Raw genomic sequence first — 18545 nt, forward strand, 5'->3', positions numbered from 1 at the left:
GTCAGCGCAGCAAATGCGCATCGCGCCGTCCGATGACACCGTTTCGGATCTCGTGGTCCAGCCCGAGGGGCTTACTTTAAAACCGGCTCAGTTCCGCGTGAAAACCAACAACCATATGCTTGAAGCAAGCTCAGCGGTGCTTGGACAATTGAACGCGTGCAAATTCTCTTCCAAGAGGTTAGGCACTTGCGTTAGCGGTTTGGGCTCAAGTGAAGTTAAGCGAGGAGCCTGAGCGAGTAAAGTAAAGGCTCTATCGAGCTTGCTGACGAATCCCCCTATGTCAGCAGGGCCGGACGTCTCCAACAAACAAGCGCGGGCAGGGCGGGCGCATAAAAGGGGGCGTCCGATGACACTTTGATTGAGGGCTTCATGCCGTCGGAGACGGCATTGCCCGGATCGGGGGGCTCATTGATCGCAGGATCTGCCCCAAAGTGATTTGGAATTACGGCACCACACTTCCTGAGAGGCGCACCGAAGAAGGGGGTCGTGCGACTAAAAGGGGCGCGATCTAGTAATTGATGTCACGTGAGTGCTGCTAATGGAATGTCGCGAATTTGAGCGAGCAAGAAAAAGCACATAGCCAGATAAGAGATTTGAATTGACTGAAATTTTCACCGCAAAACTTGAAAGAGCGCCATTAACGATCGAGGAAATTGCATCATGGATGTCCACAAATAAGAAGAAAGACAGTCATAGGCCTCTCAGTCGGGAGTCACGCGATCTGTTTGCGTTCAGCATGCATGGCGTCGACGGTTTCGTGGGGTGGAACGGATCAAGCGACACAAGGCGGGATTTCGCCGTCGACGTCGAGCTTGACGATTTCATGTTCTTTTTCGAACATGCATCCTACTGCCAGCTGGCGACCGGCAATATTCGCCATGTCGTCACTCCGGATTGCGGAGTGCTGACGACGGCGGATCGATACTCGCGAATGGAAATCGGAGAGCAGTCGATCGGCGAGGGCTTCGTTATCAGCCGAAAATCGGTGATGACTGCGCTGACCAACACATTCGAGTGCTTTGTGCCGGTTGACTTCGAATTTTCGCCAATGCAGCTAACGTCGTCCGGCGCCGGGATGCAGATTGTCACGCTGATGCGATTTTTTAGGGACGAAATCTGCGCGAACCACAATGTCAGGGCATCCCCTATCGCTATTGCCAGTTTCCAGGAGACATTGTCCCTGCTCATGGTGCAGAACCTGTCCCACTCCCTTTCTCACCGACAATCATCCGGGAGTGCGATTGCGCCGAAACAGGTCAGAAGGGCGATCGAATTTGCCCGAACGAACGTCGCGGCCCCAATAACGATCGCCGATATGGCGGCAGCCGCTGACGTGAGCGTTCGCGCCTTGCAGATCAATTTCCGCCGTTTTTACAACGAGACGCCGATGGCATATCTTCGGCGATTGCGGCTCGAAGGTGCGCGAAGCGATATCAGAAATGCGCCACCCCAAGCGACGATCGCAGACATTGCGGGCCGTTGGGGTTTTACTCATCTTGGCCGCTTTTCTGTCCAGTACAAGGAGGCTTTCGGAGTGTCGCCTTCATCGGACTTGAAGCGCGAATGCAGGCGATAGGCCGGCGTGCCGATGCGGCTGCAGGCGGTGCGCTCAATCGATGCGTTCTACCACGGACGCATCCTGTATCGTTGATCGCACCCCTGTCGAGGCAGGAGGCTCCTGTTTCTGCCTACTATCCGCGAACCGGCTGTTCGGGTGCTTCAATCAGTGTCGTGACGCATCTAATTGCGGTGCCGCCCTCACTTTGTGACAGCAATCGGGCACAAAGCGCCTCAAGATAATTGGTGGCGTCGACGAGTTTGCTGCGGATATGTAGCAACATCTGTTGCCCATCATGGTTGTCGGATGTGCAAGAGACAGCTCGCGGTATTGCCGCGTCCGTTGGCGTCGAGATGAGTGAGGGCAAATGAGGGCACTGTGTCATGGATGATCTCATTGGGATATGGCCGTCTACCGGCCGGTTCGTAGGCGAAGACTTACGCGTTGAACCGCGGGAGGCTACGCGGCGGCCAGGTCGATATTCAGATTGGAAAACATGTGATCGAGGTTCAGGAAGCAGACCATGCTTTGATCGAGAGGGATAAATCCGTAGGAAAAGCTGGGATCGAACGAAGTGCCGAAGTCTGGTACCGGCTGAACGCGCCGATCATCGATCGACAGGATATCCGATACGCGATCAACGACTAGGCCGATAATGTTCGTTCCAACCTCGGCAACGACGATCGCGCTGCGGCTGGTATGGGCCGAACTGCCCATGCCCAGCTTTTTGGTAAGATCGATGACAGGAATGACGGAACCGCGAAGGTTCATCACGCCAAGCACATGCGCCGGAGCGTGGGGCAGCGGCGTTGCCGCTGCCCATCCCCGAATTTCCCGTATCGACGTCGTCTTGATGCAGAACTGCTGATCGCCCAGATGAAAGGCAATGATTTCCAGCATGGTTGTCTGACCGTGGGCCGAAGGTATCGCCTCCATCAGAAATCCTCCCATTCCTTGGTTGCAACTGCCGCCGCGGTCCTGCCGCCGAAGGCTTGAGCCAGCCTGCTACCCAGTGCTCTTGCAGGCGAGGCGACCGGTTTGGCCGTTTCGCGGACAACACGCGGACCGGAGGCGCCTTCAAGCTGGAAGCCAGCGATGAGATCACCCAATTTCACCGCCTCCTGGGCGAGGCTGGATGCGGCGGCCGTCGACTGCTCCACCATTGCCGCGTTCTGCTGGGTCGTTTGATCCATCGAGTTGACCGCTGTGTTGATTTCCGCGAGACCCGTGGACTGTTCCTTTGCTGAGACCGCGATGGCGTTCATGTGATTGTTGATCTGCCCGATGAAGCCGCCGATCACGTTCAAGGCCTCGCCGGTATCGCGCACCAGGCGCACGCCGCTTTCCACCTCTGTTGTCGAGGTCTGAATGAGGCCCTTGATCTCCTTGGCTGCCTGCGCGGAGCGTTGCGCAAGCTCACGGACCTCCTGGGCGACGACCGCAAAACCCTTGCCGGCTTCGCCGGCTCGCGCCGCTTCGACGCCGGCGTTGAGCGCCAGAAGATTGGTCTGAAAGGCAATCTCGTCGATCACGCCGATAATGTTGGAAATCTGTTGCGAGCTCTCCTCGATCCGCCTCATCGCCTCTTCTGCATGCGAGACCACCTCCGCGGATTTCTGCGCACTCTGATTGGCCTGGGTCGCGACCGTGCGTGCTTCTTCCGTCAGTTTCGCAGATGATCCGACATTGGCGACAATCTCATCGAGCGCAGCGGCGGTTTCTTCGAGCGACGCTGCCTGTTGTTCAGTCCGTCTGGAGAGATCCTGCGCGCCAGCCGAAATCTCGCGGGTGCCATTGTCCATCGCGTGGACGCTTTCGGCGATTGTCGAAAGTGCTGCGCCGAGTTGGCGGATGGACTGGTTGAAATCCTGGCGTAGTGGTTCGAAATCCGGTGCGAAAGCTTCGTTGATCTGGAAGCTCAAATCGCCGGCGGCCAGCCGCTTGAGACCGGATGCAAGATTGTGAGATGCGAAGCGCAGTTGTTCCGCTTCGCGTTCCGTGCGACGCTGGATCTCGGCACGCTCGGCTTCCTGGTGGCCGCGAGACGTGACGGCCTCGTCCTCAAGGCGTGCATTGGCAAGCGCATTCTGTCGGAATATCTCGACGGTTTCCGCCATCGCGCCGATTTCGTCCCGACGGCCTGTGTAGGCGATCGCGGCATCGAGGTCGCCGGCAGCAAGGCGACGCATGACATCGGTCATTGCCTTGATAGGCCTGGCGATCCCCAGCATGAGGCCGACAGCCGATATAAGGAGGACCAAGACAACGCTTCCGCCGATCACCAATGTCATGGAATCTGCGCGTGAAACAGAAGCTGCCAGCGCCGTTCGTGCCTCTTCCGTGAAATGGCGAGCGTTCTTGATGGAGACGTCGGTCGCATTCCGCGCACGTTCCATCGTCTGTTGAATTTCCGCGGCCGGCACCACGGCCAGTGCCTTTTCGACATCAACATGGTCTGGTGCCGAACCAGCCTTCGCTACTTCTGAGCTTAAGGCGGAAGCGCGTTTCACGATCTGGCTTTCATACTCCCGCAAGCTCGTGCGGATATCGTTTAGAACGTCAGGTTTCAGTGCGATATTAATGGGCTGTTCTAGGCCATCCCATGCCTGCTGGCTACTCTTGCGGGCTTGGTTCACCGCGCTTTCAATCTCTTGTGTGGATCCCGCGCTATCGACACCGCGAGCGGCTGCCCGCATCTCGGCAAGAGATACGGCGGCCGTTTGAATGCCGTTAAAAATTGTCTGTTCGCGCGATACGGCCGCATTTGCCGCAACGATCGCGCTGCTGGCCATCTGTTGAGTTGCAATCATGCCGGCGATCAGCACAATTCCGATACCACATGACAGCCCGAGTTTTGCTCCGACTTTGAGACTTCCTAGGAAAAACAATAGACTACTCCATAGTTGTATTTGAAGGCAGCCTCTCCGGCCACTTCAGGCGAATGATATTCTTGGGGACAGCCGAAGGCTCGCGCAGCCGCGTGGCGCGGTTGCGTTTAATCGCTTTTGGCGAGCAAAGCGGCTGTCATTGGAAACTAGAACGGGATCATCCCGTGAACGCGAACCGGAAACCGATCCTCTTGCCAGATCGTCATCACCAAAGACATTTCTCCAGAGCCGCGATCACTTGGTGCTTGTCATCAAGACTATTGTTCCTCAACAAAGTCCTAAGAACAAGGATAGGATTGGGCATGATGGTGCGTTAAACGGATACTGCGACTCGATCTGGATAGAATGGTTGAAACAGGAGAGCATAGAACTGCGGCTTCAACTGGGCTCGAACTCTCTCAAGTTCAATATGGCAGTCGATCCCGTGCAGCGGGGACATGATCACCAATGCGGTAACTGTAGAAGAGATAGGCCGGAGCTGCCTGACATCCCATCATCGCTCAATTCTCCCCAAATCAATGTGGCGATTGAACCATGTGGGGAAACTGCGAGCAAACATGTCGAGTTTCACGACGTTCTGACCTGTATTTTCACTTGACGTTGATCCATTCAGTCTTCGTGAACCCATTGACGAATTTGCTATATCGATATCGTTAGAGGGTCTTGGCGAAATGCAAAACTGGGTGAAATCGCGACACAAATAAACACTGAGACCGTCCTTACGCTACTTCCGAGCTCTGAAACGTTCAAAGGCCGTCAGGCGCTGGATCGGCGGGTCGGCATCTTCCCAGCGATAGATCTCGGCTCGCAGGAAGCGGAGCTCATCTTCCATGGCCTCTTCGGCGATTTCGATCCACCACGATTTCGGTCGACCATCACTGCCGTCGGACCAGCGATAACTTCTTTCCTTCAAGCGGTCCTTCAGGTCGAAGGGCGAGTTCTCCGCAAAGATGCGCGCGCGTGAGCGCTGGCTTGCCTGGTAAAGCTCAGCAAAAGGCGATTGTTGATGCCGTCTCGGGAGCGAGACAATACCTCTAGCAGCGCGAAACAATCATCGACAGCGCGATGCCCGACGTGAAAATAACCACTCTGGTTGATAAGATAGCCGAGCTTGGTTCCCTCATATACCCCGGCGCTCCAATCGATCTCGGAATTGGAACAAGCCCAGGCCTTGCGGGCAAAGATCGAAGAGAACGCCTCGCAAAAGGGCCGATCAAAGCCGGCATTGTGGACAATGATGAGATCGGCGGGCTCGATGAGCGCACGAACCGCCGGCATGTCGATCATCTTGCCGAGGACCATGGCATTGGTGATGCCGGTCAGCCGGGTGACATCGGCCTGGATCGGGATGCTCGGTTGCTGCAGCCCGCCGTAGATGCCGGTTACATCTCCGATCTCGCCCGCTTCATTGAACGTGAAGCCGATCAGGCCGATTTCGATGATCTCGTCCTTTCTCGCATCGAGCCCGGTGGTCTCGGTATCGAGGATGACGCCCTGCAGGGGATAGCCAGGTCTTGGAATAGCGGCAACAGGAAGAGCTTCGAGTTTTTTCAGAATCTGATAGCGTCCGGTTGCTTGCAGGATCCGCACCATCTCGGCTTCGTCGGGAGTAGAACCGACCTGTCGAAGACGCAGGCTTGACGCTGGCGATTTGACGGCGGCGCGCGCATTGTCCGAAAACATGTCCAACTGAGACGTCATGGTTCGTTCGATCGAAAGGATTGCATGAATCTAAAGCCCTCGTCACTGCATGAGAAGCTCCCGGTCGTGGCCGCGAGCTGACACCCACCGGTATTACGCCTCACAAGCCGCGCAGTGAAATAAGGTCACTCGTCATCAGACTAAGGTCCGTGTTCAACGCTTATCTATTCGGATAGTGGATGATTGCCCCCGGTCGCCGACACCAACGCCACCCGTCGTTGCTGGCGGAGGAAAGAAGATTGAGCTTCGACGACAGCCTGTTCGTTTATTTCCCGTAGCGTCCCCTATGGAGCGCGGAAATATTGTTTGGCCATGTGCTGCGCCACACGGCAGGCCGAAGAGAGCCTTCTTCTGTGGTCGATAAGTCGGCGCGTAGGTGGAGCATTGCTCGTTTGTTGTCTGCCGAAATTTGGCTGCTTCTTAAGCGATTGGGCCATAGCGATTGTCGTGCTGTTCGGAACGACGCGTCATCCACCACAACATGAGGACCAGCGACACAAGATATATGGTAATGAAAGCGGTAACCCCAGCTCTTTTGATAGATACAATTAGGCCTGTTGCCATGATCGGTTCGCCAGGGGGCGATATCAAGTTGCCCAAATCATTGATTCCCAAAAGCGATATGAGGATGAAGATGAGGTATACCATCATTGGAAGCAGGATATACCGTCCTCGGCGCCCGCTATCATGCATGCGTCGCGAGGCAGCCGCGACCAGCGGAAGGAAAGTTGCCAGTTGGAACAGAGAACTGATGATTTGACTGCGCGCGTCTCCGGTCTGTGGATCTGTTCCGAAGACGCCTGCTCCCCAGGACGCTACGAGAGAGCTGACGAAGGCCACAAAGAACACGAACCACCAGAATTCGGCGCGAGACGCCCGTCCTGAGAAATCACAATATTTTCGAAAGCAAGTGCTTACGGCTGTCACTGGTTCCAAGAGCCTATCTCCTTGAAGTTGTCGGGCTATGCAATGTCGGCCGATGAAGGAGAGCAAATATGATGTCCTTTCCTGAGCTCCGTCACGAAGTTCCTAAGGCGATAAGAAGCCGGTTTGATGAGACACGGCCAATGCCGGAATTTTCGGAAGCATAGGTGACATCACGCCAGAGAATTTATTTGAAAGCCGTTTCCTCTCATTCGCTGCAAGATGCCATCATCACCCAGCAAGACACCTAATGGCAGGAAGATAAAGTTCTTCGCTGAGCGGATTTTCAGGATCTGCTCGAGAAGTAGAGCTTTGAATTGAGGACCACCCAGCGACACCGTTGGACTGATCACTCCCTCCCTGTCGATTTCTGCTATCAACTGCATAATCTCGGACGAACGTCGCTGAGCATAAAGTGTTTCGAGATAGAGGCCTATGGGTCCAACTTGCCGACGCTTTTGAAGCAGATAGCTGATCTGGCGGGCGCCCACAGACCTCGCGGCAGGAGTATCGGGCGGGGACCAGATCGATTCAAATTCTGCGTCACTGATTAACGGAGATGGTTGTTTACCGCTGGAGCGCACATGATCTATGATTACTCCACCAGCGGTTGGCCCTGCGGGGTGTTGCCCCTCCCCGATTAGGAATAGACTCACCACGAATCCTGGAAGGTTTTCAACCGCAGCTCCTCCACCCGCCGTCATAATCCGCCGCAGGTCATCTGCATCCGCCTGTTGCAATTCCGGAAAAACAGGGGGCACGTCTTTCAGATTTACCTTGTAGCGGGCCAACGGCAAATTTTGATTGAAGTCGGTATAAATCGAAGTCGCACTATCAGCTATTCGATCGCCATCGCTAACAATGTCTGACACCAATGCTGCATTAATACGCTCATAGCCAAAAATCGCCGAGGATTGATCTGCCCGGCCAGCGTGCCAGAATAACGTGTTGTGCTCGTCTGCCTGAACACGTTGAAGCGGCGAAATAGACAAAGCACCAGCCAGAACAACAAATTGTCGACGCGTAAAATGCATTGCCAATCCTCCATCAGGCTGCGGATCAACTAGAACCTGGCGATGCCTATGGCCGGCCTCACAGGCAAATGTCATACAGCTATGAAACACGCGCCGATGAATGGGCACCGTGAAGCGTCGCTTGATATCCTCAAAGGCACATTATGCGTTTCAGGCGCCTAGGGAGCCTCACAATCTCGGCCGTTGTCAGATCTCGGTCGAGTAAACGGACAAGATCGGAAAATCCGTCGCTTAATTGGAGAATTTTTTGGCAACGATCGGATAAAGCGAAGCACGCTTGATAGGCGGACGGTGAAATGCGGCTTCTCTACGTCTCATCATCCATAGCCGTAGTCGAACTGCGGCCGATCGGCCTCGATTGTCATTGGTCGGAAGCGGGAATGCCAATTCTGATGTTGGCCCCGTTCAATTGGGTGCTCAGTTTCACAAAGCTTTGACCCAGATTTGCGTTTGAGGTTGATCCATTCAATTGCTGAGAGCCCGCTGACGGATTTTCGATATTGCCCTTCTAGATAGGGTCACGATGAAATGCAAAGTTGACTAAAATCTCTACGCAAATGAACACAACCGACCTCTTCGCTCTCCACCGGCGAGCGAAAATATTATGTCTCTCCAATCTTCCGGCCGAAACCCCGCTCAAGCAGTTCATAGGCGCTATCAAAGCGCGCTGGGCAGGCCCGCCTGGGATATGAACCAATCAAATTCATGTACGGTCACGCCTGCAGCCGACGCAAGATAAGTATCAGCTGCCCGAGGACTTCCGCCCGCTCTTCAGTGGCTTCATCGTCACAACATCATCGGCAACCGGAGCGAAGAACTCCGAAATATCGCAAGACAGCGCTGCGGCGATCTTCTCGAGGGTCGTGACCGTCGGGTTCTTATTGCCGCGCTCAAGATAGCCGACATAGGCGCGTTCAACATTTGCCTCAAGCGCCAGGTTGTCCTGCGAGATCCCCCGCAAAACTCGTATTCGCCTCAGATTCAGTGCCACTCGCTGCCGTGCATCCATGGCGGAAACACAACATTTGACAGTCCATAAAACCACGTATTATAAAACGATGAAAGGCGATATTGAACGAACTGCAGGTAGCAGGTTTGGTCCCGCAGACATGAGGGTAACGCTCGCGCTGCATTTCCCATCGTTCGATGTCTCGGAGAAGGATGGGTCCGGAACCGGATCGGCATTTCCTTGCTCGGAGAGATCGCCAAGCGAGCGAGGCCGCAGGAGGTGTAATGACGGTGGTGCCCGATGAAACGGCCGACTTGCTGATGGCCTTGCTCTATTCCGTCAGAAAAATCGTCGAGAGCGGAGCGCAAGGTAAGCGGCAGATAGCAAAAGCCTATCAGGAGGCGCGCGCACTCGTCGTGACGATTGATCGCGACCGCGGCTCGGCTCGCCCACGTATCGAAGCATGTCTAACCCGTTTCAATATGCACAAGAACGTCGACAATGAAGCTGCGGCTGGTTGGATGCTGGCCGCAATCCAGGAGCGGGTGAGCGAACGAGACCTCTACGGTTGGCGCAGGCTGAACGAGATCGTGGATACAGCGGTGCATGAGCTGCTCTTGTCCGAACAGTTGTCCGTTCATTGAGCTGTTGAAACGACGCTTGTTACGGCACACCTGATGGACTGACCAACTCACCTTCCTTGGTGACGATGGTCGATCCATAGGGCTCTCGGGATGCGACGACCAACTCATCGTCGGCGAGCGGCCGTGCAAGATCCTTTGCCTCGTCCCATGGCGCCGTTATCCAGGCTTCGGTCTCTTCCTTGGTCAGCAGCAGGACGGGCATGGCCTTGCCGTGAATGGGTTTGACCAGATTGTTTGGATCGGTGGTCAGAAACCCGTACAGGTCGTCGGTCGTGAACCCGTTCTGGACCTTGCGAACGGACGTCCACTGACCGACGAAATCATAAAGCGCCTGTGCTTCATCGTGGGTGACGGTGAGACACCGTCTTTCGCAGCAGCTCCCTTGAATATTCAAACATCGCTTCCTCCTTCACTCTCAAAACTCGGAACCCAGCCCCGGGTAAAGCCGACGCTCATTCCGGCCTCGCTGAGTGCCAGCTGTCCTCGCACGAACTGCAGTTCCGCGAGCAGAGCGCCGATCGTCGCGCGGGCGTCGCCGTCGAACAGGTCGAGCACGGACGTGATCTGGTCGAGTTGTGGTTCATCTGTTCGAGCGGCTACGGCTGTCATGAGGCAATAGGTCTCCTGCACCCTAAAATCATGGGGGTTCAATTGCTGATCTGTCGATGTGGAATTGCGCGACCGGTGTTCGCGCCGGCAATTTGTTCTTATTATGTTCTCGTTTCGGATTGAGTCAAGAGGGCTTCCTTTGATCGAGAGGCAGAGAGCATTCCTAACCAGGCGTGGTCCTCCAAACCCGAAGCGGATTTCGGCCATCCGGTCACGATCACATTTGCGCAGCTCGCCCAGGTAGGCCTGGGCGAAAAATCGGGAGCGCGTGGACGCGCTCACATCTGCAGGGAGCATCCGCCTCGAGGCCGATGCGCTTCCCTTTCATGACATTGCCGCTCTTACGATAGGGCGCAGATCAGGCCAATGGGCAAGCGCGCCCGAGGGCGCTGTCGGCCGTCGAAAAAATAGGCTTTCATCGCTTCGCGCCGAACCTTCCGATTTTTCCCCCGTCCGACCCATGACCGGATCTGCGCCCTACCGGGAGCGGGCTTACGCCCCCTCCCTTCGTCCCGAGGACGTGCGGGCACGTCCTTCGGACCAAAGGAAGAAGGCTTCGCCCACAGCGGGTTCTGAACAACCCGAAGCAACGCGAACTCAGGAGATCGAAGCCATGACGACGACTATCATCATTGAACTGAACAAGCTGGACGCCGACCCCAAGAACGTCCGCAAGACATACAATCCTGCGAAGCTGGCCGAGCTTGCCGCCAACATTGATGCAGAAGGGGTTCTGCAGAACCTCGTCGTGCGGGCCGGCGACAAGCGCGGGCGCTATTTCGTGACGGCTGGCGAACGCCGCCGACGGGCGCTGCTGCTTTTGGTGGAGCAGGGCAAGATCGCGAAGAACCATCCGGTCGAATGCAAGGTCCGCGATGGCTCGCAGGCGACCGAAATCAGCCTGTCGGAAAATGTCTTTCGCGAGGACATGCACCCGGTCGACCAGTTCGAGGCGTTCTCGGTCATGGCGGGAGAGGGCAAGTCCATCTCCGACATTGCCGCTCATTTCAGCGTGACGGAAATCATCGTGCGTCGTCGTCTGGCACTGGCGAAGGTATCGCCTAAGCTGCTTGAGCTACACCGCGAGGGAAAGATGACCTTCGAGCAGCTTTCCGCCTTCACGGTTTCCGACGACCATGAACGGCAGGAGCAGGTTTGGGAAAATTTGGCCCAATGGGATCGTAACGCCCATCGGATCAAGTCCAACCTCGTGACCGGCGAGGCCGCCAGCACCGACAGGCGCGTCATGCTGATCGGCGGACTGGACGCCTACGAACAGGCAGGCGGTGCGGTGCGCCGCGATCTCTTCGATGAGCAGGGCGGTGGCTATGCGCTGGACGTTGCATTGCTCGACAGGCTCGTTTCGGAAAAGCTGGAAAAGGTCGCAGCGCCCTATCGCGAGCAGGATTGGAAATGGGTGGAGACTGCATTCGAACGTCCGGACTGGATTTTCGACAGGCCGCGCATCTACCCGGAAGACGTCGAGCTATCCGTCGAGGACCAGGCCGAATATGACGCGCTCATCAATGAACACGACGATCTGGCCGAACTGATCGATAATGATGCCGCCGACGAGAGCGCTGGTCAGCGTATCGCTGACATCGACAGGCGTCTGGATGAAATCTCCGAAAAGAAGAAGATGTATCGGCCCGACGACATGGCGCGCAGCGGCGTGGTGGTGTTCATCAATCACTTCGGCAAAGCGGAAACCGCGATTGGCATCGTGAGGGCCGAGGAGCGAATTGCGGAAGCGCAACACCACGAAAACGGCGAGCCAAGGGAAGACAGGGAAACCGACGGCGACACGGTCGATGCCGGTGCCGACGCCATCAGTGCTGCGAAACGCATCCCAAAGTTCATTCATCCCAAATCCTTGGTCGAGGTTCTGACCGCGAAGAAAACCGCCGCCTTACGCGTGGAACTGGCGAACAATCCCGAGGTGGCTTTGGCCGCCGTGGTTCACGCGATGCTGTTGCGCATCAGCTATGGAGGCTATGTGTCCGAGCAGAGTGCGCTGCAGGTCTCGCTCACCCATGAGCGCACGGGCAAATGGATCAAGAAGCCGGAAGATTGCGCGGCCTCGGTGGCCTTCGAGAGCCTGCAGGAGAACTACGGGCATAAAATCCCCGGCAATCCCGCCGACCTGTTCGACTGGTGCCTTGAGCAGAGCCGCGAGGAGCTTCTGTCGCTCTTGGCTTACGCAGCCGCGCATGCCGTCAACGCGGTAGAGGTCAAATTCAGCGACCGCCGCAACGGTATCGAGCAGGCAAACCAGCTTGGCCGCGCCCTCAAGGTCGATATGACCGACTGGTTCGAGACGACCGCCGACAGCTATTTCAACCACGTCAATCGTCGTGGAATCGAACTGGCTGTTCTTGAAGCGCGGGGACCGGAAGCCGCCCTTGCTGTCTCCTCGGCATCCAAGAAAACCGAGGCTGTCCTGATCGCGGAGCGGAGGATCAAGGGTTCGGGCTGGCTCCCGGCGCCGATACGGATCGCCGCCGATCCGAACGGCGAAGTCGAGGCCGATGCTCAGCCTTTCCCGATGGCAGCGGAATAGTCCCATCGTTGCCAGCCAGCCGGTCGCGCCACTCCAGCGCGGCCGGTTCCTCCCTTGCAATCGAGACATCCGATGTTTGATCAAACCACCGACCCGACGCTTGCCGCTGAAGTCTGCTGCAAGCTCATCAGCGCCTACCTCGCCGGTGATGAAGCTGTTGAGTGGAGCGATGTGCAGGATGCCCTGAATGCCGCCCTCATAGCTTTCGACCTGCCGCCAAGCTTCATCGAAGATATGGCGGAGCGCGACCGATAGCGCGCACAGCACCCGCCGCGGCATCGAGCCTCGGCGGGCGCCGACGGACCGTTCCGTCGCAATTTTGAAGGGCAAGGGGCCGAGGGCTTTTCCCTTCTCTCCCCCAAACAGCCTTCCGCCCACCTTCCTCCGCAACGCCGTCGCTCCGTGCAGGCGGTTCCCCGCGAAGTCTGTTTTCCCCTTCCAACCCACCACTCTCGCGGCCCCGGAAGCCAGGAGCGGCGCCCTGCCTTGGCAGGCCAGCAAGCCGCTTCGCGGATCAATTCAAGCTGTCAGGGCATCCCATGAACAATTCCCGCCTCAAAACCATCGTCAAGCTTTTCGAGACCTGCCGCTACAGCCAAGACCTCTATTCGGTCTTTTCCGACTGGTGCGAATGCGCGGCCATTTCGATGAGCAATGCCGTCGATCTCGTGCATTTCGAGACGCGCGAAGCGCGCTATCTCGAAATCCTCCGAACGTATGACCGCCCGACCATGGAGACCTTTGCGCACATCCTCGCGGAAGTCACGATGGCGATGGAGGACACACCACAGGATATCCTTGGGGAGACGTTCCATGCGCTCGAACTGCACAACAAGGCGCGCGGGCAGTTCTTCACGCCCTATCCTATTTGCCGGATGATGGCGCTGATGCTTGCCGGCAGCACGGAAGAGATCGGGAGGATCATCGAGGAACGTGGCTTCATGATCGCGCAGGAACCCGCCGTTGGAAGCGGTGCGATGATCGTCGCGCTCGCCGAGGCCATACGGGACGCCGGTTTCAACTACCAGCAATTCCTTCATGTCACTGCCGTAGATATTGATCGCCGCGCCGTTCACATGGCGTATATCCAATTTTCGCTTTTGCATATCCCTGCAATCGTTCTGGTCGGTGACAGTCTCGCGATGAAGTTTCATGAGGAGTGGCATACGCTGGCCCATGTCATGGGCGGCTGGAATGCGAAGCTCCGGAGAGCCGAGCGCGAAGGGAAGGGGGCTGTTCCGATGTCGACGCCTGTACCGCCCAGACATGAGAAAGCGCAACCTGCCGTACCAAAGGCAGCGTCCTTTGATGTCGAAAAGACCGGTCAGTTCAGGCTTTTCTAACCTGCATCATTGCCGTGGCGGAGGCCATATCGGGCCTTCGCCAAGCCAAATTTGCTCTCGCCGCTTGCCCAGTCCGAACCGTATCGAACGGCGCGGACCAAGGGCGAGGGGTGCCCCTGGCGCCCCACCCCTCGGAACTCCCCGCCCGCCCATGAAAAGCGGAGCGCAAGGAGCGGGGCAGTCGGTCCCGCTTCCCCTTCGGGCCACTGCGTTGAAGCTCCTGCGGCTGCCCTTGTTCCACTCCTTGTGCGTCGAGAATTCCCGAAATCCCGGCTTGCAGCCGGCGCGATGCTGATTTCTCCGATACTCTTCATATTTTTGGGATCGCGCTTGCTCGCAAGCGAGCACTTGACGATCGCGCGTCTATTAGGTTGCTGACGCGTCCGACCATGAGACCCGTTCCGGGCCACGTCCATTTGTTCGCCCCATGACATCGCCGCCCAGGCCGGTCAAGCGGCCCGTGAAGCCGGTCCATCTTCCGCGCCAGTCCGCCGAGCGGACTCGTGAAGATGCCCCGCCTTCCGCGCCACGCCACTTGACAGTCCCGTTCGCCGCCGTGGGGCGGGCTTTCGCCCTCCCCCCTCTGTCCGGGGGAATGTCAGAGGCCATTCCCCCGGGCAAGACAGGGGAGGCTTCGCCCGAGGGGGCTTGCCCTTCAGGGTGGCAACGGAAACTTTGGAGAGAGATAATGAGCATCTATACCGAGACCGCGCGTTTCGACACCGGCCGCGCGCTGACCGAAACCGAAATGCGCCGCATCGCGCCGTCGATCTTCGCGGTGACCGCCCATGAAAGCCGGTCGGAACGGTTCCAGCCCATTCCCACCATTGAGATTCTGCGTGGTCTCATGCGGGAAGGTTTCATGCCGGTCGGAGCAAAACAGTCGCGCAGCCGCATAGAGGGAAAGGCTGACTTCACCAAGCATCTGATCCGCATGCGCCGCATCGACGACGGAAAGGTCTACAATGTCGGGGACACAGTTTGCGAGATCCTGCTCAAGAACGCCAATGACGGAACCAGCGCCTACGAATTGATGGCGGGGCTGTTCCGTGTCCGTTGCCTCAATTCTCTGGTGACGCGGACAGGCACCATCGATGCCATCAAGGTTCGCCATTCCGGTGACGTGCAGCACAAGGTCATCGAGGGGACCTATCGCGTTCTCGGCGAGGCCGAACGCACCCTTGCCGCCCCGCAGGATTGGTCAACCGTGCGGCTGAACCATGATGAGGCCGATATTCTCGCGGACGCTGCCCATGTGCTGCGCTTCGGAGACAGTGAAGGGGAAACGACGACGCCGATCAAGGCGGAGCAACTGCTCATTCCTCGCCGTCATGACGACCGCGCCGACGATCTATGGACCGTTTGGAACGTGGTGCAGGAAAACGCCATCAAGGGTGGTTTGCGTGGCGTCGGCCGCGATGATCACGGCAGGCCGCGCCGTGTGAAATCCCGTGCCGTGAACGGGATCGATCAGGATATCAAGCTCAATAAGGCGCTTTGGCTGCTCGGGGAAAAGATGGCGGCGCTGAAAAGCGCAAGGTGATCGCGAAAGTATCGCGCGCCGCCAGCACAAGGCGGCGCGGCTTCCCATACAGGGAAAGACATAGGTCGGAGCAGGTAGCGCCGCTGTTTGCCTGTCCCGTGCCGCATCGAGCGCCACGGGACAGGGCGAGGGGTGCCCCTGGCGCCCACCCCTCGAAGCGCCCCGCCCGCCCATGAAAAAACGGAGCGCAAGGAGCGGGTGCAGTCGGTACCGCTTCCCCTTCGGGCCACGATGTTGAAGCTCCTGCGGCTGCCCTTGTTCCGCTCCATGCGCGTCGAGAATTCCCGAAATCCCGGCCGGCGGCCGGCGCTGATGCTGATTTCTCTGATGCTCTTCGTCGTTTCCCGATCGCGCCGGCGCGATCATCCGAATAAGTCTGCGCATAGCGCTGTCCGAACCGCTTTCCAGCCGCAGCGCCGTCGGACGGCGCGACCGCGGCCGGAGCGAGCCACAGGCGAGCGGTAGTCAAGCGGAGGAAACCCGCGCTCCTATTCAGCGCCGTAGGGTTTTCCGGAGCCTGTGGAACGCGACCCTGCTGACCTGGCGCAATGCCTCGAACATCGCTCGCGCCGACTGACCCATCCCGCCCGCTTCGAGCGGTCGCACTTTATCTCTTTGGCACTACGCCGTCCCTTCGATCATCTTCGCCGATCCCGACGTTGAGCCTAGTGGGTTGCTGACGCACCCGAGCATGAGGCCCGTTCCGGTCCGCCTTGTCTGTTTCGCCCCTGACATCGCCGGCCGCCCGGATCAAGGGGCGGGCGCGGCAAGCCGCTTGTCGCGTCGGAAAAAAATGGCTTTCCGCCTGCGGCCGAACCTTCCGTTTTTTCCCGCCACGACCCCTTGACCCGAACGACCGCCGCCGAGGGGCGGGCTTTCGCCCTCCCCCTCTGTCCAGGGGAATGTCAGAGGCCATTCCCCCGGAAAGACCGGGGAGGCTTCGCCCGAGGGGGCTTGCCCTTCGGGGTGGCAACCAACCAACGGAGACAAACAATGACCGACTATTCAAACTTCATCCGCTTCGGTGAAAACGGGACACTCACGGGCAATATCGCTTCCATCTCGTATGACCTCGACATCACCGGGGAAGAGTTCACCAGCACCAATCCCAAGGCTCCTGTCTTCCGCCTGTTCGCCAAGTCCCCGAGGGGGCGACGCGTGGAAATCGGCGGCATCTGGCAGAAAAAGAACCAGAATGACGGTGACTATTACAGCCTCTCCATCAACACCGGGCACGGCAGGCTCAATGCCAATCTCGGTCGCTATCCCGGTCAGGACGACGATGATCTGATGGCCGTGATTCCGTGGGATTGAAGCAACGGCTGCAACATCGGTCCGCCCAAGGGATCACGCCCTTCGGGCGGGCCTGAAACCCCGAGCGCCGACAGCCTTACCGCGACGCTCAGAGGATGCGCCGAAGCCGGCTGAGGGGAAGATTCGCGTCGGATCGAAACGATCTTCTCCGATATCGAGGGAGCTTCAAGGCTCACGCCCCGGCATGGGTCCCTATAGAGGACGTTCCATCAGGTTCATCATTTTCCCGTTCATGAACGTGATCCCGACGGAAGAAAAGCCGTTCTGCTTGTAATAGGCAATCAGCCTTGAGCTGGAGAGCGAACAATCAAGTCTGATGGTCGCCAGACCTCGCTCTCGTCCCATGCCGGCAATTTTTTCGATAATGGCGGTACCAATTCCGTTTCCCGCCCTGTCGCGGCGAACCGCGAAAGTGTGCAGATAGATGCTGTTACCTGTTTCCTTCGCCCCCCAATACGGGCGATCCTCCCACAGGATTCGAAACGCAGCGACGGGTTGGCTATCCATATAGGCAAGGAACAATTCGCCGCGCTCGATCCGAGGCAGCATCCACGCGTCATCGAAGGGGTAGTTCCAGCCTTCCGATCCACGCGCCTTTTGCCATGCGCTCGCCTCCTCCAGAATCTCCGAGAAGTGCGCCCGCGTTTCAAGATCCACCGGGCGAATTTCAATTTCCATGTCGATATCACCAATCAATCTCGCCATGAGGCGGCAACTGTGTTTTCTTGAATCCAAGCATGCTCAAAAACAGTGTCGAAACGACTAAGGCGGGAGCCGGATCCTATGCGTCAGCCTCGCATCGCCATCATTCTTGATGAGAACACCAGCACGGGCGGAACGCGCTATGAAGCGGCCAAGGGCTATTTTCGGGGTGTGAGCAAAGCGGGAGGTCTTCCCTTTGGCATTCCGTATGTTCCTGAACTTGTGGACATCGTTTTGAACGAGTTCGATGGCCTGATCTCCGTCGGCGGCCGGTTTGCTTATCCCGATGATTGGTACATCTCCGGCGAGATCTCCAAAGCTCCGCCGTCGGAACGTCTCGAGGTCGAAAGGGCAATCGTCGAAGGCTTCCTGGAAAGGGACAAACCCATCCTCGGCATATGTGCCGGCATGCAGATGCTCGCATGCCTGAACGGCTGTCGCCTCACGCCCGATCTACGGTCGTCCTTTCCGACTGCAAATGAACACGACCAACGAGACCATCTTCATGCGGTCGAGATTGTCCCTGAATCCCGCTTGGCGAAGATTATTGGCAAACCTCGCATCGAGGTGAATACGTTTCACCGCGAAGCAATTGCACAATTGTCACCGGTCGTCCTTGCGAGCGCCTATGCTGAAGATGGCATTGTCGAGGCCGTCGAAGTCGTCTCCAGCTCGTTCGCGATCGGCCTGCAATGGCACCAGGAGTTATTTGCTGACGTGGACCACCCAGGCAACGCCGTGTTTCGTGGCCTTGTGGAAGCGGCAGCATAACCCGA

The 18545-nt window shown here is 57.6% G+C and carries 15 protein-coding genes and 2 pseudogenes; 8 read left to right on the forward strand and 9 right to left on the reverse strand.

Annotated elements, in window-relative coordinates:
- Nucleotides 1–598 precede the first annotated feature (598 nt).
- A complete protein-coding gene (locus ABOK31_RS33825) occupies nucleotides 599–1576 on the forward strand; it encodes a helix-turn-helix transcriptional regulator (protein ID WP_349962892.1) in 978 nt (325 codons plus the stop codon).
- A gap of 441 nt (nucleotides 1577–2017) precedes the next feature.
- Here the strand turns inward: ABOK31_RS33825 and ABOK31_RS33830 are convergent, their stop codons facing one another.
- From ABOK31_RS33830 to ABOK31_RS33855, 6 genes and pseudogenes are all read right to left on the reverse strand, one after another.
- The gene (locus ABOK31_RS33830) at nucleotides 2018–2494 is read right to left on the reverse strand and encodes a chemotaxis protein CheW (RefSeq protein WP_349962893.1); all 477 of its coding nucleotides are present in this window, start codon (nucleotides 2492–2494) and stop codon (nucleotides 2018–2020) included.
- Nucleotides 2494–4368 carry a methyl-accepting chemotaxis protein gene (locus ABOK31_RS33835; RefSeq protein WP_349962894.1) on the reverse strand — a complete coding sequence of 625 codons (1875 nt, stop codon included), beginning with the start codon at nucleotides 4366–4368 and terminating at the stop codon, nucleotides 2494–2496. Before ABOK31_RS33835 ends, ABOK31_RS33830 begins: the two co-directional genes overlap by 1 nt.
- A gap of 802 nt (nucleotides 4369–5170) precedes the next feature.
- A pseudogene (locus tag ABOK31_RS33840) lies at nucleotides 5171–6147 on the reverse strand (3'-5' exonuclease).
- A 420-nt stretch (nucleotides 6148–6567) separates the two neighbouring features.
- Complete coding sequence (locus ABOK31_RS33845; protein WP_349963121.1) at nucleotides 6568–7074, reverse strand: DUF805 domain-containing protein; 507 nt, start codon at nucleotides 7072–7074, stop codon at nucleotides 6568–6570.
- Nucleotides 7075–7244: 170 nt separating this feature from the next.
- Nucleotides 7245–8105 carry a hypothetical protein gene (locus ABOK31_RS33850; RefSeq protein WP_349962896.1) on the reverse strand — a complete coding sequence of 287 codons (861 nt, stop codon included), beginning with the start codon at nucleotides 8103–8105 and terminating at the stop codon, nucleotides 7245–7247.
- A gap of 742 nt (nucleotides 8106–8847) precedes the next feature.
- Complete coding sequence (locus ABOK31_RS33855) at nucleotides 8848–9114, reverse strand: helix-turn-helix transcriptional regulator (RefSeq protein WP_349962898.1); 267 nt, start codon at nucleotides 9112–9114, stop codon at nucleotides 8848–8850.
- Nucleotides 9115–9338: 224 nt separating this feature from the next.
- Between ABOK31_RS33855 and ABOK31_RS33860 the strand changes: the two genes are divergently transcribed.
- Nucleotides 9339–9698 carry a hypothetical protein gene (locus ABOK31_RS33860; protein ID WP_349962900.1) on the forward strand — a complete coding sequence of 120 codons (360 nt, stop codon included), beginning with the start codon at nucleotides 9339–9341 and terminating at the stop codon, nucleotides 9696–9698.
- A 19-nt stretch (nucleotides 9699–9717) separates the two neighbouring features.
- Here the strand turns inward: ABOK31_RS33860 and ABOK31_RS33865 are convergent.
- A pseudogene (locus ABOK31_RS33865) lies at nucleotides 9718–10008 on the reverse strand (SOS response-associated peptidase); the annotation flags it as partial.
- Between the two features lie 80 nt (nucleotides 10009–10088).
- The gene (locus tag ABOK31_RS33870; RefSeq protein WP_349962902.1) at nucleotides 10089–10307 is read right to left on the reverse strand and encodes a hypothetical protein; all 219 of its coding nucleotides are present in this window, start codon (nucleotides 10305–10307) and stop codon (nucleotides 10089–10091) included.
- Nucleotides 10308–10920: 613 nt separating this feature from the next.
- Here ABOK31_RS33870 and ABOK31_RS33875 point away from each other — a divergent pair.
- From ABOK31_RS33875 to ABOK31_RS33895, 5 genes are all read left to right on the forward strand, one after another.
- Entirely contained in the window at nucleotides 10921–12867 is a 1947-nt protein-coding gene (locus ABOK31_RS33875; RefSeq protein WP_349962904.1) for a ParB/RepB/Spo0J family partition protein, read from the forward strand.
- Nucleotides 12868–12939: 72 nt separating this feature from the next.
- Complete coding sequence (locus ABOK31_RS33880) at nucleotides 12940–13122, forward strand: hypothetical protein (RefSeq protein WP_349962906.1); 183 nt, start codon at nucleotides 12940–12942, stop codon at nucleotides 13120–13122.
- A 284-nt stretch (nucleotides 13123–13406) separates the two neighbouring features.
- Nucleotides 13407–14210: an N-6 DNA methylase gene (locus ABOK31_RS33885; protein ID WP_349962908.1), complete on the forward strand. Its 804-nt coding sequence runs from the start codon at nucleotides 13407–13409 to the stop codon at nucleotides 14208–14210.
- Nucleotides 14211–14898: 688 nt separating this feature from the next.
- Entirely contained in the window at nucleotides 14899–15753 is an 855-nt protein-coding gene (locus ABOK31_RS33890; protein ID WP_172691183.1) for a DUF932 domain-containing protein, read from the forward strand.
- A 993-nt stretch (nucleotides 15754–16746) separates the two neighbouring features.
- Nucleotides 16747–17067 (forward strand): DUF736 family protein, encoded by a 321-nt coding sequence (locus tag ABOK31_RS33895; protein WP_172691181.1) that lies wholly within the window; start codon nucleotides 16747–16749, stop codon nucleotides 17065–17067.
- A 192-nt stretch (nucleotides 17068–17259) separates the two neighbouring features.
- Here the strand turns inward: ABOK31_RS33895 and ABOK31_RS33900 are convergent, their stop codons facing one another.
- Entirely contained in the window at nucleotides 17260–17772 is a 513-nt protein-coding gene (locus ABOK31_RS33900) for a GNAT family N-acetyltransferase (protein WP_350019321.1), read from the reverse strand.
- Between the two features lie 78 nt (nucleotides 17773–17850).
- Between ABOK31_RS33900 and ABOK31_RS33905 the strand changes: the two genes are divergently transcribed.
- On the forward strand, nucleotides 17851–18540 hold the full coding sequence (locus ABOK31_RS33905) for a gamma-glutamyl-gamma-aminobutyrate hydrolase family protein (protein ID WP_349962910.1): 690 nt from the start codon (nucleotides 17851–17853) through the stop codon (nucleotides 18538–18540).
- Nucleotides 18541–18545: the final 5 nt, after the last annotated feature.

The organism is Rhizobium sp. ZPR4 (genome assembly GCF_040215725.1).
Lineage (GTDB): Bacteria > Pseudomonadota > Alphaproteobacteria > Rhizobiales > Rhizobiaceae > Rhizobium > Rhizobium rhizogenes_D.

What these genes read in the sequence shown, in the direction of transcription:
- ABOK31_RS33830 (WP_349962893.1), bottom strand. Translation starts at nt 2,494, where the DNA reads ATGGAGGCGATACCTTCGGCCCACGGTCAGACAACCATGCTGGAAATC.
- ABOK31_RS33890 (WP_172691183.1), top strand. Translation starts at nt 14,899, where the DNA reads ATGAGCATCTATACCGAGACCGCGCGTTTCGACACCGGCCGCGCGCTG.
- ABOK31_RS33835 (WP_349962894.1), bottom strand. Translation starts at nt 4,368, where the DNA reads ATGATTGCAACTCAACAGATGGCCAGCAGCGCGATCGTTGCGGCAAAT.
- ABOK31_RS33855 (WP_349962898.1), bottom strand. Translation starts at nt 9,114, where the DNA reads ATGGATGCACGGCAGCGAGTGGCACTGAATCTGAGGCGAATACGAGTT.
- ABOK31_RS33880 (WP_349962906.1), top strand. Translation starts at nt 12,940, where the DNA reads ATGTTTGATCAAACCACCGACCCGACGCTTGCCGCTGAAGTCTGCTGC.
- ABOK31_RS33850 (WP_349962896.1), bottom strand. Translation starts at nt 8,105, where the DNA reads ATGCATTTTACGCGTCGACAATTTGTTGTTCTGGCTGGTGCTTTGTCT.
- ABOK31_RS33905 (WP_349962910.1), top strand. Translation starts at nt 17,851, where the DNA reads ATGCGTCAGCCTCGCATCGCCATCATTCTTGATGAGAACACCAGCACG.
- ABOK31_RS33885 (WP_349962908.1), top strand. Translation starts at nt 13,407, where the DNA reads ATGAACAATTCCCGCCTCAAAACCATCGTCAAGCTTTTCGAGACCTGC.
- ABOK31_RS33895 (WP_172691181.1), top strand. Translation starts at nt 16,747, where the DNA reads ATGACCGACTATTCAAACTTCATCCGCTTCGGTGAAAACGGGACACTC.
- ABOK31_RS33870 (WP_349962902.1), bottom strand. Translation starts at nt 10,307, where the DNA reads ATGACAGCCGTAGCCGCTCGAACAGATGAACCACAACTCGACCAGATC.
- ABOK31_RS33875 (WP_349962904.1), top strand. Translation starts at nt 10,921, where the DNA reads ATGACGACGACTATCATCATTGAACTGAACAAGCTGGACGCCGACCCC.
- ABOK31_RS33860 (WP_349962900.1), top strand. Translation starts at nt 9,339, where the DNA reads ATGACGGTGGTGCCCGATGAAACGGCCGACTTGCTGATGGCCTTGCTC.
- ABOK31_RS33900 (WP_350019321.1), bottom strand. Translation starts at nt 17,772, where the DNA reads ATGGCGAGATTGATTGGTGATATCGACATGGAAATTGAAATTCGCCCG.